The organism is Pseudomonas sp. BN411, assembly GCF_029871235.1.
Classification (GTDB): Bacteria; Pseudomonadota; Gammaproteobacteria; order Pseudomonadales; family Pseudomonadaceae; genus Metapseudomonas.
This window is the reverse complement of the sequence record NZ_SSOM01000069.1, coordinates 96,761-113,284: the sequence shown is the minus strand read 5'-3', so window position 1 is coordinate 113,284 and position 16,524 is coordinate 96,761. Positions and strand designations below refer to the sequence as shown.

General features: G+C 65.2%; 13 protein-coding genes. 6 read left to right on the top strand and 7 right to left on the bottom strand.

Annotation, left to right across the window (positions count from 1 at the left end):
• Positions 1-38 precede the first annotated feature (38 nt).
• Positions 39-1,226: an MFS transporter gene (locus E8F06_RS16235; RefSeq protein ID WP_280369072.1), complete on the top strand. Its 1,188-nt coding sequence runs from the start codon at positions 39-41 to the stop codon at positions 1,224-1,226.
• A gap of 75 nt (positions 1,227-1,301) precedes the next feature.
• Here E8F06_RS16235 and E8F06_RS16230 read toward each other — a convergent pair whose 3' ends face one another.
• From E8F06_RS16230 to E8F06_RS16210, 5 genes are all read right to left on the bottom strand, one after another.
• Positions 1,302-2,387: an extracellular solute-binding protein gene (locus E8F06_RS16230; protein WP_280369069.1), complete on the bottom strand. Its 1,086-nt coding sequence runs from the start codon at positions 2,385-2,387 to the stop codon at positions 1,302-1,304.
• The gene (locus tag E8F06_RS16225) at positions 2,384-3,424 is read right to left on the bottom strand and encodes a histone deacetylase family protein (RefSeq protein WP_280369067.1); all 1,041 of its coding nucleotides are present in this window, start codon (positions 3,422-3,424) and stop codon (positions 2,384-2,386) included. Before E8F06_RS16225 ends, E8F06_RS16230 begins: the two co-directional genes overlap by 4 nt.
• Positions 3,425-3,772: 348 nt before the next feature.
• Positions 3,773-4,792 (bottom strand): AraC family transcriptional regulator, encoded by a 1,020-nt coding sequence (locus tag E8F06_RS16220; RefSeq protein ID WP_280369065.1) that lies wholly within the window; start codon positions 4,790-4,792, stop codon positions 3,773-3,775.
• A gap of 5 nt (positions 4,793-4,797) precedes the next feature.
• Complete coding sequence (gene aceK / locus E8F06_RS16215; RefSeq protein ID WP_280369063.1) at positions 4,798-6,534, bottom strand: bifunctional isocitrate dehydrogenase kinase/phosphatase; 1,737 nt, start codon at positions 6,532-6,534, stop codon at positions 4,798-4,800.
• Positions 6,535-6,705: 171 nt separating this feature from the next.
• Entirely contained in the window at positions 6,706-7,620 is a 915-nt protein-coding gene (locus E8F06_RS16210; protein WP_280369060.1) for a LysR family transcriptional regulator, read from the bottom strand.
• Between the two features lie 107 nt (positions 7,621-7,727).
• Between E8F06_RS16210 and E8F06_RS16205 the strand changes: the two genes are divergently transcribed.
• Together E8F06_RS16205 and E8F06_RS16200 are read left to right on the top strand one after the other, a co-directional pair.
• On the top strand, positions 7,728-9,470 hold the full coding sequence (locus E8F06_RS16205) for an amidohydrolase (RefSeq protein ID WP_280369058.1): 1,743 nt from the start codon (positions 7,728-7,730) through the stop codon (positions 9,468-9,470).
• Positions 9,471-9,574: 104 nt separating this feature from the next.
• Entirely contained in the window at positions 9,575-10,306 is a 732-nt protein-coding gene (locus E8F06_RS16200; RefSeq protein WP_280369056.1) for a TorF family putative porin, read from the top strand.
• A 206-nt stretch (positions 10,307-10,512) separates the two neighbouring features.
• On the opposite strand, the gene E8F06_RS16195 is transcribed toward E8F06_RS16200, so the two are convergent.
• Entirely contained in the window at positions 10,513-11,430 is a 918-nt protein-coding gene (locus E8F06_RS16195; RefSeq protein WP_280369054.1) for a LysR family transcriptional regulator, read from the bottom strand.
• 106 nt (positions 11,431-11,536) lie between these two features.
• On the opposite strand from E8F06_RS16195, the gene E8F06_RS16190 reads away from it, so the two are divergent.
• The 3 genes from E8F06_RS16190 (at position 11,537) to E8F06_RS16180 (ending at position 15,159) form a co-directional block, all read left to right on the top strand.
• Complete coding sequence (locus E8F06_RS16190; protein WP_280369052.1) at positions 11,537-13,282, top strand: amidohydrolase; 1,746 nt, start codon at positions 11,537-11,539, stop codon at positions 13,280-13,282.
• Positions 13,283-13,386: 104 nt separating this feature from the next.
• Complete coding sequence (locus E8F06_RS16185) at positions 13,387-14,118, top strand: TorF family putative porin (RefSeq protein WP_280369050.1); 732 nt, start codon at positions 13,387-13,389, stop codon at positions 14,116-14,118.
• A 132-nt stretch (positions 14,119-14,250) separates the two neighbouring features.
• Positions 14,251-15,159, top strand: coding sequence for a DMT family transporter (locus tag E8F06_RS16180; protein ID WP_280369047.1), 909 nt, complete (start codon positions 14,251-14,253; stop codon positions 15,157-15,159).
• A 137-nt stretch (positions 15,160-15,296) separates the two neighbouring features.
• Here E8F06_RS16180 and E8F06_RS16175 read toward each other — a convergent pair whose 3' ends face one another.
• Positions 15,297-16,382: a polyamine ABC transporter substrate-binding protein gene (locus tag E8F06_RS16175; protein ID WP_280369045.1), complete on the bottom strand. Its 1,086-nt coding sequence runs from the start codon at positions 16,380-16,382 to the stop codon at positions 15,297-15,299.
• Between the last annotated feature and the right edge of the window lie 142 nt (positions 16,383-16,524).

Here is a 16,524-nt window from a genome sequence, read left to right as displayed (position 1 = left end):
TAGCATGGAATTCCGATGACCAGCACCGGAGCCTTCACATGCCAACGCTGATCCGCCTGCTCGCCTGTTTCCTTGCCCTGCTCGTCGCCATGGGCGTCGGGCGTTTCGCGCTAACTCCGCTGCTCCCGCATCTGATCGCCGAAGGCCAGGTGAGCCTCACCGGTGCCGGCCTGGTAGCCGCCGCCAACTACCTGGGCTACCTGGTCGGCGCCCTGGACGCCTTCTACGCCAGCTCTCCGCGACAGGCACGGTTGCGCCTGATGCTGGGCCTCTGGGCCACCGTGCTGCTGACCCTGGCATCGGTACTGACCGAAGGCTTCTGGCCCCACGTGCTGCTGCGCTTCGTCCTGGGGGTGACCAGCGCCTGGGTGCTGGTGGTGGTCACCGGCCTCAGCCAACGCCTTGCTGCCGAGGCCAACAGGCCGCGCCTGGGCAGCCTGGTTTTCGCCGGCCCAGCCTTCGGGGTGATGCTGACCGGCTTGCTGGCCCTGGAACTGAACCTGCAAGGCCAGGGCTCGGCCATGCTCTGGCTGGCCTTCGGCGTTCTGGCCCTGCTGCTGACCCTGGTTACCCATCCGCTGCTGCCCCACCCGCAAGCGACCACCGTGGCGGCGAGCCAACCCGTCCGACAGCGGCCGCGCGCCCTGTATGCGCTGCTTGCTGCCTATGGCCTGGTGGGCCTGGGTTACATCATTCCTGCCACCTTCCTGTCGCAGATGGCCGCCGCGCGTTTTCATGGCCAATGGCAGGCGGACCTGTTCTGGCCGGCCTTCGGCCTGGCGGCTGCGCTCGGTGTTCTGCTGGTCAGCCTGCGCCGCCAGCGTCCCGGAGGCGCGCGCCGCTGGCTGGTGATCGCGCTCTGGCTGCAGGCTGCGGGCACCCTCGCCTGCGCGCTACCGGGCATGGCTGGACTGGTTCTGGGTGTGATCCTCAGCGGCGGCCCCTTCCTTGCCGGCATGCAACTGGTGATGCAGTACGCCCGCGAACTGGACCCTCAGGGCCATAGCCGTAACGTCGGCCTGCTGACCGCCGCCTTCGCCCTGGGGCAACTGGCCGGCCCGCTGCTGGCGGCTGCCAGCAGCAATTTCAGCGGCGATCTGCAACCCGCGCTCTATGTAGCAGGCGCGGGATTGATGCTGGCGGGAGGATTGATGATAGGGACTCGGGATCGGAAATCTGTGGGGGCGAATTCATTCGCTAAGCAGGCCGAAGGCCTGCCCCATTGAGGTTGAGGGGCTGCTACGCAGCCCTTCGCGAATGAATTCGCCCCCACAAAAGGCAGGCACCAACGCGGAGCGTATCTAGGTCCCCGTCTTGATCTTGGTCCAGGTGCGGGTACGGATGCGTTCCAGCTTCGGCGGCAGCATCTCCACCGAGAACAGCTTGGCCTGCACCTCGGCGGGCGGGTAGACGTTGGGGTTGTCGCGCAGCTCGGCCGAGGTCAACGCATCGGCCGCCTGGTTGGGGTTGGCGTAGGCCACGTGGTCGGAGATAGGCGCGACGACTTCGGGCTGCAGCAGGTAGTTGAGGAAGGCATGGGCCTGCTCGACGTTCTTCGCGTCCTTCGGAATGGCCAGCACATCGAACCAGGCCGCGGTGCCTTCCTTGGGAATGCGGTACTCCACCTTCACCCCATTGCCGGCTTCCTTCGCACGGGCGGCGGCCTGCATGGCACCGCCCGACCAGGCCAGGGCCACGCAGACTTCACCGTTGGCGAGGTCGGTGACGAACTTCGAGGAGCTGAAGTAGGTGATGTTCGGCCGGAGTTTGGCCAGCAGCGCCTCCGCCTTCTCGTAGTCCTCGGGGTTGCGGCTGTTGGGCGACAGGCCCAGGTAGTGCAGCACTTCCGGGATCACCTCGGTGGGCGAGTCGAGGAAGGCCACGCCGCACTGCTTGAGCTTGGCCAGGTTGTCCGGGTTGAAGATCAGCTCCCAGGAGTCCACCGGCGCGTTCTCGCCCAGCACCGCCTTCACCTTGTCGACGTTGTAGGCGATGCCGTTGGTGCCCCACATGTAGGGCATCACGTACTGGTTGCCCGGGTCCTTGGCGGCCAGCACCTTGAGCAGCGCCGGGTTGAGGTTCTTCCAGTTGGGCAGCTTGCTCTTGTCCAGCGGCTGGAACACGCCAGCCTTCATGTAGTTGGGCAGGAAGCCGTCGCTGGGCACCACCAGGTCGTAGCCGGAATGGCCGGAGAGCAGCTTGGCCTCCAGCACTTCGTTGCTGTCGTAGACGTCGTACTGGGGCTTGATGCCAGAGGCGGCCTGGAAGTCCTTCAGGGTGTTCGGGCCGATGTAGTCGAACCAGTTGTAGATGCGTACTTCAGGCTCGGCGACAGCGTTCAGCGAAGCGCCCAGCAGGGCCCCCGCCAGCAGGATGCGGGCTTTCATCGGGCGGCCCCTTCGTAGCCTTGCAGCACGTTCACCGCGTTCACGCCGATGGCCTCCACCGCGTAGCCGCCTTCCATGATGAACAGGGTCGGCAGGCCCAGTGCGGCGATGCGCTGGCCCATGCGGATGTAGTCCGGCGAGTCCAGCTTGAACTTGGAGATGGGGTCGTCCTTGTAGGTGTCCACGCCGAGGGAGATCACCAGCGCGTCCGGCGCGTAGGCAGCGATCTTGCGGCAGGCATCGTCCAGAGCGGCGGACCAGCCGTCCCAACCGGTGCCGTGGGGCAGCGGGTAGTTGTGGTTGAAGCCGGCTCCCTCGCCTTCGCCGCGCTCGTCGGCATGGCCCAGGTAGTAGGGGTATTCCACCAGCGGGTCGCCATGGATCGAGGCGAAGAGCACGTCGCTGCGCTCGTAGAACAGCTCCTGGGTGCCGTTACCGTGGTGGTAGTCGACGTCGAGGATCGCCACGCGCTTCGCGCCCTGGTCGAGGAAGGCCTGGGTGACGATGGCGGCGTTGTTGAAGAAGCAGTAACCGCCCATGAAGTCGCTGCCGGCGTGGTGTCCCGGCGGACGGCAAAGGGCGAAGGCGGTGTTGGCGCCCTGGCGCATATGGTCCTGGGCGGTCAGCGCCACCTGGGCGGAGCTGTACACGGCCTGCCAGGTGCCGGCGGTGATGGGCGCCTCGGTGTCGAAGCAGTAATGGCCGAGCTGGCCATGCAGCGCGGTAGGAATCGGGCCGTCGCGGCGCAGGCGGCGCGCCGGGAAGGTGCTGGGCAGCATGTCGCAGCTGTGGCCTTCGGCGGCCCAGCGGGCCCAGGCACCCTTGAGGAACTCCACGTAGGCAGCGTCATGCACCCGCAGGATGGGCTCCAGGCCGAAGTCCTTCGGCTCGATGACTTCACCGATTTCCTGCTGGCGAACCCGCGCCAGCACGGTGTCCGCACGGCTGGGCATTTCGAAACAGGGCTGGAGCTTGCCGTCGACCAGTTCCGACTGGCCAAAGTGGAGACGGTGATCGTCGCTATAGACGGTCAGCATGGAGGGCACCTCATCCGGGTCTTGTTATTGGTGGTTGGATTCTGTGGGGGATCGGGGGTATTTGCGCAGAGGTTCGGGCGGCCAATAGGGGATCAATATGGCCAACTTCAATGGCCAGCAACCCCTTCCACTTCGCTGCATTTCGCTAGCCCCGTAGGTTGTGGCTGAGCTACGCGAAGCCCAACATCCTGGCCCGCCGATGACTCCGCTGTTGGGCTTCGCTGCGCTCGCGGAACGCCGCCCGGCCCAACTTACGAGCCATGGCGCCAATCCAACACCAGAGAGGGCGGACCTGCGGTCCGCATTGCGATTGAAATCGCCCCCACAGGTTCTCCCTACTCCCCTCCACTACCCCCGGAAATGGCTCGGCGGCTGGCCGCTCCAGCGCTGGAAGGCGTGGCGCAGGCTGGCAGTTTCGCTGAAGCCGAGCGCCTCGGCGATGCGGTAGATGGGGATGTCGCCCTGCTGGAGCATTTCCTTGGCGCGGGTGAAGCGCAGTTCGTCCAGCAGTTGCTGGTAGCTGGTCTGCTGCTGGGCCAGGTGGCGACGCAGGCTGCGCGAGGAACAGTTCATCTGCTTCGCCAGTTCCTCCAGCCCCGGCGGGTCGGCCAGGCGGGCGGCGAGCAGGCCGCGCACCCGTTCCAGCCAGGCGCGGCGGGCGGCGAACTCGACGTTCTGCCGGCGGCATTGTTCGAGCATTTCCTTGTGGGTCACCGGGTCGGCGAGCGGCAGGCGGCGGGTCAGCCAGGCAGCGTCGAAACCGATGGCGCTGCGGTTGGCGCCGAAGCTCACCGGGCAACCGAATCCCCGTGCATAGGGCCGCGCCATGCCGCTGCCGGAGGGATAGTCCACCTGCACCGCGTGCAGCGGCAGGGGCTGGCCCAGCAGGTCGGCGAAGGTGACCTTGAGCGAGCCCAGGCAGACTTCGGTGTTGAACGCCCGTAGCGACTCGTCCTCGCTGTAGCCGGTGGCGGTGAGCCAGGCGATGTCGCCATCCTGCTCCAGCGCCAGGCGGAAGTAGGTACCCAGCAGCACCGGGTAGCTCAGGCCGACGCGCAGGGCCTCGCCGAAGGTGGGCGCGGACAGCATGGCGTAGCCCAGCAGGCCGTAGGCGGAAATGCGGGTGCGCAGACCAAGGGCCAGGCCCATGGCCGGGCGCGGCGCCAGGCGCGCGGCGTTGGCGTAGACCTGCTGCTCCTGCTCGGGGTTGACCAGCTTTTGCAGTTCGGCGAGGTCCTGTTCGCTGATGCCACTGCCGGCCAGCAGATCGCAGGCAGCGATGCCCTCTTCCTGCAGCAGCGCCACGGTGAGCGCCGACATGTGCAGCGAGTTCAGCCAGGTGGCGCGGGAGAAGGTGTGCTCGACCATGATCCTTACTGGATGGCCTCGGTGAGTTCTCGTTCCTGGCGCCTGTAGGGGAAGACGTCGATCACCTTGCCGGAGCGGATGGCGGCCTGCAGGGTCTTCCAGTACTCGGCGTCATAGAGCTCGCCATGGAGCTTGGCGAACAGCCGGCGCTGACCGATGTCGGCGAAGAGGAAGCGCGGGAATTCCTCGGGGAATACGTCGTTGGGCGCCACCGAATACCAGGGCTCGGCGGACATCTCGTCCTCCGGGTAACGCGGCGGCGGGATGACGCGGAAGTTCACCTCGGTGAGGTAGCAGATCTCGTCGTAGTCGTAGAACACCACGCGGCCGTGGCGGGTGACGCCGAAGTTCTTCAGCAGCATGTCGCCGGGGAAGATGTTCGCTGCCGCCAGCTGCTTGATGGCCAGGCCGTAGTCGTAGAGCGCCTCGTGCACCTGGGCGTCGCTGGCGCTTTCCAGGTAGATGTTCAGCGGGGTCATGCGGCGCTCGGTCCAGCAGTGGCGGATGAGCACCACATCGCCCTCCAGCGCTACGGTGGACGGCGCCACCTCCAGCAGTTCGGCCAGGCAATCCGGCTCGAACTTGGACCTGGGGAAGCGGAAGTCGGCGAACTCCTGGGTATCGGCCATGCGCCCTACCCGATCGACGTTCTTCACCAGGCGGTACTTCTCGATCACGGTGTTGCGATCCACCGTCTTGGCGTGGGCGAAACGGTCCTTGATGATCTTGAACACGGTATTGAAGCCCGGCAGCGTGAATACGCTCATCACCATGCCGCGCACGCCGGGCGCCATGATGAAGCGGTCGTCGGTGTTGGCCAGGTGATTGATCAGCGCGCGGTAGAACTCCGACTTGCCGTGCTTGTAGAAGCCGATGGAGGTGTACAGCTCGGCGATGTGCTTGCCCGGCAGGATGCGCTTGAGGAAGCCGACGAACTCGGCGGGCACGGCCACGTCCACCATGAAGTAGGAACGGGTGAAGGAGAAGATGATCGACACTTCCGCTTCGTCGGTGATCACGGCGTCGGCCTGGATGCCGCGGCCCTCGCGGTGCAGCAGCGGCAGCACCAGCGGCCATTGCTCGTCGCGGGTGTAGATGCGCCCCACCAGGTACGCGCCCTTGTTGCGGTACAGCGGCGAGGCGAAGAGTTCGATGCACAGTTCCGGGTCCTTGCAGACCCAGTCCGGCAGGTTCTCGCGCAGCTGGGTTTCGAGGCGTTCCAGGTCGCCGGCGCGGTCGTCGTAGGGCACGTCGAAACGGAAGTCATCGAGCACCGCCGAGAGCGCCGCATGCAGCCGGCCTGCGGGGTGGTAGCTGCGGGTCTGGGGCGCACGCTCGTGGGCCCGTAGCGAAGGCCGGGTGGTGTGGATGAACATGCAGCCGTCGCTGATCAGGTCGTGGCTGAACAGGCTGCAGAAAATCGAGTTGTACCAGGTCTCGGACAGTTCATCGTCGAGGCGCAGGTCGATCAGGCCGATGTAGGCGCTTTTCACCAGCGGCCAGAGCTGCACGTCCAGCAGTTCATCCACCGCGTAGGCCGCGCTCAGCCGTTCGCTGGTTTCACCGACCTTTATCTCATAGAGAGCAATCCGCTCGGCCGCCGCAAGCTGCGTGGCCTGCCACTGTGCCTCCTCGAAGCGGGCGCGGGCGCCATCGGTGATCTGGCGGAAATGCTCACGGTAGTCGTCGAACCCTTCGAGGATCAGTCGGGCGATGCCTTCGGCCGGCCATTGCTGCGCCATGTTGATGTCTCGGCTGCGGAAACGGGAAAGGCGAGCTTATCCAGAAAAAATTGCGCGTTGTAGGGGCGAATTCATTCGCCATGGGTGGCGTAGCTACCCCCTTTAGCCGAAAGGGCAGGCCTGTGGCCTGCTTAGCGATTGAAATCGCCCCCACAATGTGGAGTCACGCAGTCAGGCAATCCCCTTCTCCCGTATGTACCCCTCCAGCATCTCGATAAACACCCGAACCTTGCGGGTGCGGCGGCGGTGGGCCAGGTAGAGGACATGAACCCAGGGGCCGAAGGCGTCGGGCTCCAACTCGTAGTCGGTCATCACGCGCACGAGTTGGCCGTTGGCCAGATAGGGCGCCGCACTCCAGCGCGGAAGCACCTGCAAACCGTGGCCGGCCAGCAGGCAGGCGAGCAGGAAGTCGTAGTTATCGCTGGCCATCCTGGGCACGGGTTGCGGCAAGCGTATGCGCTCGCCGTCGCGCCACAGCCACCAGAAGTGCCGGTGGAGCAGAGGGTGCTGGAAGATCAGCCAGTCATGCTGCAGGTAGGTTTCCAGGGTCACCGGCAACCCTTTGCGCTCCAGATAACCGGGGCTACCGCACAGGTAGATGCGGTTCTCCGTCAGCGGCCTTGCAATCAGCCCCGGCAGGTCGGTGGGGCCATCGCGCAGGGCGAGGTCGTAGCCACCGTCGATCAGGTCGACGAAGGCGTCGTTCAGGTCCACCTCCAGGCGCACCTGGGGGTGGGCATCCATGAAGCGGCAACAGACCTCGTTGAGAAACGCCGGGCCGAAGGATGGCGGCGCGGTAAGGCGCAGCGTGCCACGCAGTTCGTGCTGCAACTGGTCCACTTCCTCGCCGGCCAGTTGCAGTTGCATCAACGCCTGCCGGGCGCCCTCCAGGTAGATATGCCCGGCTTCGGTCAGCGCCATGCGTCGGGTGGTGCGTTCGAACAGCCGCACGCCCAGCTCGTTTTCCAAATGCCCTACCGCTTTGGTCAAGGCCGAGGGCGTCTTGCCCAGCTGTTCGGCGGCGCGGCTGAAGCTGCCGTATTCGGCAGTGGCGACGAACATGGTGAGCGCGCTGAGCTTGTCCATCTATCTGTTCCGGTTCGGCACAAAAGTTGTGCGAGAACATAGCATTCTGCCGCTTCACCGGCTTGGTTAGGCTCACCGCCAGACCAACAAGAACCGGAAATCACCCGATGAAAACCTTCGCCCCTACCCTACTGGCCGTCGCGCTGGCTTGTTCCTCAATGGAAAGCTTCGCGGCGGTCGATCTCATCCTGCACAACGCCAAGGTCTACACCGCCGAACCCGGCCAGGCCCTGCAACAGGCCGTGGCCGTGGAAGACGGCAAGGTTCGCGCTGTCGGCAGCAACGATGACGTACTGAAACTCAAGGAATCCGGTACCCAGGTGATCGACCTCGGCGGCAAGGTGCTGATGCCGGGCTTCATCGACTCCCATTCCCACGCCATCTTCGGCGGGCTGGAACTGGATTCGGCCAGCCTCGGCGGGCAGTTGATCCCTGCGGCGGAACTGGAGCAGCGCCTGCGCCAGTGGCGCGACAACGGCAAGGCGCGGCATGGCGATGTGCTCAGCGTCAGCGGCATGCCGTCGGCCGCCTGGGGCGAGGTGGCTGAGCTGGAACAGCGCTTCAACCAGGGCGAATGGGCCGAGGTGCCGATCTTCTTCATGGGCTGGGACCACCACACCGGTTGGGCCAACCGGGCGATGCTGAAACGCGCCGGCGTCGACGCCGCCCTGGTGAAGAGTTTGAAGGGCGAGGCGCAGGCCACCATCGGTCATCACGACGATGGCCAGCCCAATGGTTTTCTCGCCGACGCCGGCCTGGACCCGGTGATGGCGCAGCTGCCACCGGCTACCGCCGATCAACTGCTGAAAGCCGCCCGCTCGGCACTGCGCTACAACCTCAGCCTGGGCATCACCGCCTGGATGGACCCGGCGGCCAACGCCGCGCCGGGCGAGCCTCTGTTCGACTTCAAACCCACCGCCCAGACCTTGGGTGTGTTGCCGGCCTACAAGGCACTGGCCGAGAAGGGTGAGCTGACCGCCCACGTCGCCGCCCTGCTGGTGGCCAACCCGAAGAGCCGTCCCGCCGACCTCGACACCCTGGACAAGGTGCGCCAGCAGTTCCAGGGCGTGCCCAACCTCACCCTGCCCGGCATCAAGGTCTTCGCCGATGGGGTAGCCGAAGTTCCAGCACAGACTGCGGCGATGCTCGATCCCTACAAGAATTCGAACAAGCGTGGCGAGCTGCTGATCGACCCCGCGCACTTCGGCGAATTGGTCAGCGCGGCCGACGCCCGTGGCTGGCTGGTGCATGTCCATGCCATCGGCGACCGCGCGGTGCGCGAATCCCTGAACGGCATCGAGCAGGCGCGCAAGGACCGTCAGAGCGGCATCGCCCACTCGGTCACCCACCTGCAGATGGTCAACCCGAAGGAATTCGCCCGTTTCAAGCCGCTCGGTGTGATCGCTTCCATGCAGCTCTACTGGGCTAGCGCCGATGAGGTCAGCATCGACCTGGTGCAGCCCTACATCAGCGCGATGGCCTTCCAGTACCAGTACCCGGCCCGTTCGCTGCTGAAGAATGGAGCGACCATTTCCGGCGCCAGCGACTGGCCGGTGACCACCCCCGAACCCTGGAAAGCCATCTACCAGGCGGTCAGCCGCAAGGGGCCCAAGGGCGTGCTGAATGCGGACGAGGAGATCGACCGCGAGACGATGTTCCAGGCCTACACCCTCAACTCCGCCCGCACCATTGGTCTCGACAAGCAGATCGGTTCGCTCGCGCCCGGCAAGCAGGCGGACCTGATCCTGCTGGACCGCGACGTGTTCCAGGTCGAGCCCGAAGCCCTGCGTGACACCCAGGTACTGAAAACCTGGTTCGCCGGCCGTGAAGTCTTCAACGCCTCTCTCTAACGACCAGTAACCACCTGCTCCGCACTCATCCCCCGCCACTTGGCGGGGGTTGGCGGAGCCTTGCCTGCATCTGCCCGAACAATCACAACAACGGGAAACCCTCGATGAAACGCTTCACCTTCCTAGCGCTCGCCCTGGCTCCGCTCGCCTGCCAGGCCATTGAACTGAACGACGAATTCTCCCTGCAGGTCGATCTCGCCCTGCTCAGCGACTACCGCACCCGCGGCATCTCCCAGACCCAGAACGATCCAGCGGCCCAGGCCAGCGCCACCCTGCTGCACAGCAGCGGGCTCTACGCCGGCGTATGGACCTCGAACGTGGACTTCGGCTTTGGCCTCAAGACCCGCCAGGAAGTGGATTACTACGCCGGCTGGTACTGGCAGGCCACCGACGAGGTGAACCTGGACCTCGGCTACATCAAGTACAGCTACCCGAAGGAAGGCCAGTTCAACCAGAGCGAGGCCTACGCCATCCTCGGTGCATACGGCTTCAAGCTCGGCGCCCAATACTCCAATGACGCGAAGAACCTGATCGGCGAGAAGCAGGACACCTTCTACAGCTACGTCAGCTACGAGAACACCCTGCCCCTGGATGTGGGCCTGAAGCTGCGTTACGGGCGCAATGACTTCAAGGACCCGCTGTTCTGGTCCGCCCAGGGCGAAAGCTCCGACGCCTATCACGAGTGGGAAGCCAAGCTGACCCGCGACTTCGTCGGCGTCACCTGGGGCCTCGCCTACATCGACACCGATCTCTCCGAGTCGGAGTGCGCGAGCTACTACGGCTTCACCGATGTGTGCAGTTCGACCTGGGTGGCGAGCGTGAGCAAGCGTTTCTAGAGGGCTGCCTTGGTAGGGTGGAAATCGCTCTTCATTTCCACCATCGGTGTGGCACCTGACTCCGACGGTGGACCGTGTGGGGCGAATTCATTCGCCAAGGAGCACGCAGTGCTCCCTCAGGCGTCAAAGGGCAGTCCTGCGGACTGCTTAGCGAATGAATTCGCCCCCACAGGTAATCTCCCCCACAGGCAATCAGCACCAATCCTTCACGCCAACCCGCGCTCCGCAAGAAAACCGGCCAGGTAGTCGATGAACGCCAGCACCTTGCCGGTGGCGCGGCGGTGGCTGGGGTAGACGGCGAGGATCTGCGCGCCGAAGACGTCGGGGTCGATCTCATAGTCGGCCATCAGGCGCACCAGCCGACCATCGGCGAGATAGGGGGCGGCACTCCACAGCGGCACATGGTAGAGGCCGACACCAGCCAGGGCGCTGGCCATCAACAGGTCGTGGTTGTCGCTGTCCATGCGCGGCGTCGGCGGCCTGGGCAGGCTCAGGCGCTGTCCGTCACGTTCCACCCACCACCAGGTGCGATCCAGGGCGGCGTGGTAATAGAGCAGCCAGTCGTGCTGGTCGAGGGTTTCCGGCGTCACCGGCGTCGGGTTGCGGGCGAGGTAGGTCGGGCTGGCGCACAGGGCCAGGCGATTGCTCCCGACCGCCCTGGCGATCATCCCCGGCTGGTCGCTGCGGCCCTCTCGCAATGCGAGGTCGTAGCCGGACTCCACCAGATCGACGAAGTCGTCGGACAGGTCCACCCGCAGGCGAATCTGTGGGTACTCGGCGAGAAAACCGACGCAAACGTCATCGAGAAAGGCCCTCCCGAAAGCGAGCGGCGCCGTTAGCCGCAGGCTGCCATGCAGGCCGTGCTGCAACTGGCCCACCTCCTCCCCCACGTCCTGCAAACGCTGCAGCACCTGCCGGGCGGTTTCCAGGTAGACCCGCCCGGCCTCGGTCAGCACCGTGCGCCGGGTACTGCGCTCGAACAGCAGCACGCCGAGGTCATCTTCCAGATGGCTGACGGCCTTGGTCAGGGCCGAAGGGGTCTTGCCCAGATGCTCGGCGGCACGGCTGAAACTGCCGTGATCCGCCGTGGCGACGAACATGCTGATGGCGCCGAGCTTATCCATGGGTTTTGCCATTCCGGAAAAAAGGTTTTGCACATTTCGGGCGTTCTGCCAGCCCGGGCCAGCCGCTAGTCTCGCTGCCAGATCAATAAAAACAAGGGGATTCCCAATGAAAGGCTTCACGCCCACCCTGCTGGCCATGTCGCTGGCTTTTTCCTCGATGGATTCCATGGCGGCCGCCGATCTGGTGCTGCTCAACGGCAAGCTGTATACCGCCGACCCTTCCCAACCCTCGGCACAAGCCATGGCGGTCGAAAACGGTAAGGTGCTGAAGGTGGGCACCGACGCCGAAATCAAGGCCCTGGCCGATGCGTCCACCCAGGTCATCGACCTGGCGGGCAAGCGCCTGCTGCCGGGGCTGATCGATACCCACTCCCACGCCATCTTCGGCGGCCTGGAAATGACCGCGGCCAACCTCGACAGCGAAGAGAACGTAGCCCTGGCGGATCTGGAAAAACGCCTGCGCGGTTGGCGCGACGACGGCACCGCCCGCCATGGCGACGTGCTCAGCGTGGCCGGCGTGAGCTCCACCTACTGGAGCAAGGCCGAGGAACTGGGGAGCATCTTCAACAACGGAGAGTGGGCGAAGGTGCCGGTGGTGTTCATGGGCAGCGATCACCACACCGGCTGGGCCAACCAGGCCATGCTCGACCGCGCCGGGGTGAACGCCGCGCTGGTCGCTTCCCTGCCGGAAGCCGAACGGGGCACCGTGGGCACCAGCAAGGACGGCAAGCCCAACGGTTTCGTGGTGGATGCCGGCTGGGACCGCATCGCCGCCGCCATGCCGCCAGCCAGCGCCGATGAGCTGCTGCGCGCCGGCGAGGCCGCGGTGAAGTACAACAACAGCCAGGGCATCACCGCCTGGATGGACCCGGCCGCCAACGCCGCGCCGGGCGAAGCGATCTTCGCGCTCAAGCCCACCGAGAAGTCCGTCGGCGTGCTGCCAGCCTACAAGGCGCTGGCCGACAAGGGCGAGCTGAGCGCCCACATCGCCGCCCTGCTGGTGGCCAACCCGAAGAGTCGACCCGCTGACCTCGACACCCTCGACAAGGTGCGCCAGCGCTTCCAGGGCATCCCCAACCTGACCCTGCCCGGCATCAAGGTGTTCGCTGACGGCGTACTGGAATACCCGGCGCAGAGCGCGGCGCTGATCGACCCGTACAACAACTCGCAGAAGAAAGGTGAGCTGCTGATCGACCCGGCGCATTTCGGCGAGCTGGTGAGCGCGGCGGATGCCCGTGGCTGGCTGGTGCACATCCACGCCATCGGTGACCGCGCGGTGCGTGAATCCCTCAACGGCATCGAGCAGGCGCGCAAGGATCGCCAGAGCGGCATCACCCACTCGATCACCCACCTGCAACTGGTGAATCCGAAGGAGTTCGCCCGCTTCAAGCCGCTGGATGTGATCGCCTCCATGCAGTTGCTCTGGGCCTCGGGCGACGAGTACACCCTGGACATGGTCAAGCCCTACGTCAGCGCCTTCGCCTTCCGCTACCAGTACCCGGCCCACTCTCTGCTGCAACAGGGCGCGACCATCGCTGGCGCCAGCGACTGGCCTGTGTCCTCGCCCAACCCCTGGCAGGCGATCCACCAGGCCATCAGCCGCGAAGGTCCGAAAGGCGTGCTCAATGCCGACGAGCGCATCGACCGGGAAACCATGCTCCAGGCCTACACCCTGAACGCCGCCCGCACCATCGGCCTGGAACAGCGGATCGGCTCGCTCAGCGCCGGCAAGCAAGCCGACTTCATCATCCTCGACCGCGACGTGCTCAGCGTCGATGACAAGGACCTGGCCGAAACCCGCGTCCTCAAGACCTACTTCGCTGGCCGCGAGGTCTTCAGCGCCCCGCTCTAAGCACCCAGCTCCTCCCGCTCCACGCCCTGCTCCCGGCGCAATGCCGGGGGCCGGGCGGAGCCTTGCCCGCATCTGCCATAACAATCACAACAACGGGAAACACCATGCGCCGCATCACGCTCCTCGCCCTCACCCTGGCCCCGCTCGCCTGTCAGGCCGTGCAACTGAATGACGACTTCGCCCTGCAGATCGACCTGAACCTCGCCAGCGACTACCGCACCCGAGGCATTTCCCAGACCCAGAACGATCCCGCTGCCCAGGCCGGAGCCACACTGCTGCACAGCAGCGGTCTCTACGCCGGGGCCTGGACCTCGAACGTGGATTTCGGCTTTGGCCTGAAAACCCGCCAGGAAGTGGACTACTACGCCGGCTGGTACTGGCAGGCCACCGACGAGGTGAACCTGGACCTCGGCTACATCAAGTACAGCTATCCGAAGGAAAGCCAGTTCAACCAGAGCGAGGTCTACGCCATCCTCGGTGCCTATGGATTCCAACTGGCGGCCTACTACTCCAATGACGCCTCCACGGTGTTCGGCGAAGACCAGGACGCGCTCTACACCTACGTCGGCTATCAGACCAGCCTGCCCCTGGAAGTCGGCCTGGAACTGCGCTACGGACGGATGGACTTCAAGGACCCGATGTTCTGGTCCACCAATGGCGACAGCACCGACAGCTACCACGAGTGGGAGGCGAAGCTGACCCGGGACTTCGTCGGCGTCACCTGGGGCCTCTCCTACATCGACACCGACCTCTCCGAGGCCGAATGCGCCAGCAACTACGGCTTCACCGATGTCTGCACGGCGACCTGGGTGGCGAGCGTGAGCAAGAGCTTCTGATAGCTGTTGCTGTTGTGGGGGCGATCCCCCGCCCTGCCCCGAAAAACTGTTCCGCCAATTTGAAAGCAAGTTGTGGATTGCGCCGCCTTCCCGGGCGGCGCATCTTGCCGGCTCCACCGCCCGGAGCCTGCCATGAAACCCGCCGACCTCGTCCGCCTGCTGAGCCTCGCCGCCATCTGGGGTGCCAGCTTCCTGTTCATCCGCATGCTGGTGCCGGAAATCGGCGCGCTGCCCACGGCCTTCCTGCGGGTGCTTCTGTCGGCCATCGGCCTGGCGGTGATCCTGGCTGTGCTGCGCAGCAACTGGGACTTTCGCGGCAAGCTGGGCAAGACATTGGTGATCGGCATCGTCAGCTCGGGCGTTCCGGCAGCGATGTACGCCCTGGCGGCCAAGGTGCTGCCGGCCGGCTACTCGGCCATCTTCAACGCCACCACACCGCTGATGGGGGTTTTGATCGGCGCGCTGTTCTTCAGCGAGAAACTCACCGGCACCAAGGCGGGTGGCGTGTTGCTGGGGCTGGCGGGTGTTGCAGTACTGACCCGCACCGGGCCGGTAGCCTTCGACGCGCAGTTGCTCTGGGGCGCGGCGGCCTGCCTGGTGGCGACCACCTGCTACGGCTTCGCCGGCTTCATGACCAAGCGCTGGATCACCGAGGCCGGTGGCATGGACAGCGGCATGGTGGCGCTGGGTTGCCAGATCGGCGCCACCCTGTGCCTGGTGCCGGTGTTCGCCTGGGATGCCCCGAGCATGCCGCTGGAACCCCTGCTGCAACCCGGTACCTGGCTGGCCCTCGCGGCGCTGGGGTTCGTCTGCACCTCGTTCGCCTACATTCTCTACTTCCGCCTGATCGCCAATGTCGGCCCGGTGAAGACCATGACCGTGACCTTCCTGATCCCGCCCTTCGGCGTGTTCTGGGGTGTGCTGCTGCTCGGGGAGTCGGTATCGATGGCGCACCTGCAAGGCGGCGTGCTGATCGCCCTGGCGCTGTGGCTGGTGCTCAAGCCGGCGGCGGTGCCGGCTGCGGCGAAATCGGCGGGGTAAGGTCCGACAAAAATCTTCCATGAACCTGGGCGGGCGAATTCATTCTCTATGGGCTGCGCAGCAGCCCCCTTGGCCGGCCTACGGCCTGCTTTGCGAATGAATTCGCCCCCACAAGGCGCTTTCAGGCGCGCACGTGATCAACGCCCCGTCTTGATCGCACTCCACACGCGGGTGCGCACGCGGTCGATCTTCGGCGGCATGGACTCCAGGGCGAAGAGGTTCTTCATCACATCGGCCGGCGGGTAGATCGCCGGGTCGGCCTTGATGCCGGCTTCCACCAGCGAATCGGCGGCGGAGTTGCCGTTGGCGTAGCGCACCGAGTTGCTGATACCGGCCATCACCTCAGGACGCAGCAGGTAGTTGAGGAAGGCGTAGCCGGCTGCCTCGTCGGGCGCGTCGGCGGGCATAGCGACCATGTCGAACCACATGGGCGAGCCTTCCTTGGGCGTGGAGTACTGGATATTCACGCCGTTGTTGGCTTCCTTGGCACGGGTGGCGGCCTGGAGGATGTCGCCGGAGAAGCCGACGGCCACGCAGATGTCGCCATTGGCCAGGTCGCTGACGTACTTCGAGGAATGGAAGTAGGTGATGTAGGGGCGCACCTTCATCAGCTCGGCCTGGGCGGTCTTGTAGTCCTCCGGCTTCTGGCTGTGGTGCGGCAGGCCCAGGTAGTTGAGGGTGATGGGCAGGAGTTCCGGGCCGTTGTCGAGCACGGCGACGCCGCACTTGGCGAGCTTTTCCATGTTCTCCGGCTTGAAGAACAGGTCCCAGGAATCCACCGGGGCGTTGTCGCCCAGCACGGCTTTCACCTTGTCGACGTTGTAGCCGATGCCGGTGCTGCCCCAGAGGTAGGGGAAGCCGTACTGGTTGCCCAGATCGTTCACTTCCAGCGCCTTGAGCAGCACCGGGTTGAGGTTCTTCCAGTTGGGCAGCTGGCTCTTGTCCAGCTTCTTCAGCGCGCCGGCCTGGATCTGCTTGGCCATGAAGTGGTTGGAAGGCACCACCACGTCGTAACCGGATTGGCCGGTCATCAGTTTGCCGTCGAGGGTCTCATTGCTGTCGTAGACGTCGTAGCTGGCCGGGATGCCGGTTTCCTTGCTGAAATTGGCGACGGTGTCCGGGGCGATGTATTCGCTCCAGTTGTAGATCTTCACCGTATCGGCTGCCTGGGCGGCGGCGGACATGGCCAGCGTCAGAAGGAGGGGCGCGAAGGAACGTGTCATTGTCTTTGTGTCCTGGCTGCTTGTGAATCGAGACCCCCGTCGTGCGGGGCCTTCAGCTTCTCCATCACCGCCGCCAGTGACAATGCGGGGCAAGTCCCAGCGTGCCCGCGAGGAAGCCTGATCTGAGGCAAAACCGGACCAT

Excerpts from the sequence above, each read along its gene's own strand:
- aceK (WP_280369063.1), bottom strand. The coding sequence starts at position 6,534 with ATGGCGCAGCAATGGCCGGCCGAAGGCATCGCCCGACTGATCCTCGAA.
- E8F06_RS16200 (WP_280369056.1), top strand. The coding sequence starts at position 9,575 with ATGAAACGCTTCACCTTCCTAGCGCTCGCCCTGGCTCCGCTCGCCTGC.
- E8F06_RS16220 (WP_280369065.1), bottom strand. The coding sequence starts at position 4,792 with ATGGTCGAGCACACCTTCTCCCGCGCCACCTGGCTGAACTCGCTGCAC.
- E8F06_RS16205 (WP_280369058.1), top strand. The coding sequence starts at position 7,728 with ATGAAAACCTTCGCCCCTACCCTACTGGCCGTCGCGCTGGCTTGTTCC.
- E8F06_RS16175 (WP_280369045.1), bottom strand. The coding sequence starts at position 16,382 with ATGACACGTTCCTTCGCGCCCCTCCTTCTGACGCTGGCCATGTCCGCC.
- E8F06_RS16185 (WP_280369050.1), top strand. The coding sequence starts at position 13,387 with ATGCGCCGCATCACGCTCCTCGCCCTCACCCTGGCCCCGCTCGCCTGT.
- E8F06_RS16180 (WP_280369047.1), top strand. The coding sequence starts at position 14,251 with ATGAAACCCGCCGACCTCGTCCGCCTGCTGAGCCTCGCCGCCATCTGG.
- E8F06_RS16195 (WP_280369054.1), bottom strand. The coding sequence starts at position 11,430 with ATGGATAAGCTCGGCGCCATCAGCATGTTCGTCGCCACGGCGGATCAC.
- E8F06_RS16235 (WP_280369072.1), top strand. The coding sequence starts at position 39 with ATGCCAACGCTGATCCGCCTGCTCGCCTGTTTCCTTGCCCTGCTCGTC.
- E8F06_RS16225 (WP_280369067.1), bottom strand. The coding sequence starts at position 3,424 with ATGCTGACCGTCTATAGCGACGATCACCGTCTCCACTTTGGCCAGTCG.
- E8F06_RS16190 (WP_280369052.1), top strand. The coding sequence starts at position 11,537 with ATGAAAGGCTTCACGCCCACCCTGCTGGCCATGTCGCTGGCTTTTTCC.
- E8F06_RS16230 (WP_280369069.1), bottom strand. The coding sequence starts at position 2,387 with ATGAAAGCCCGCATCCTGCTGGCGGGGGCCCTGCTGGGCGCTTCGCTG.
- E8F06_RS16210 (WP_280369060.1), bottom strand. The coding sequence starts at position 7,620 with ATGGACAAGCTCAGCGCGCTCACCATGTTCGTCGCCACTGCCGAATAC.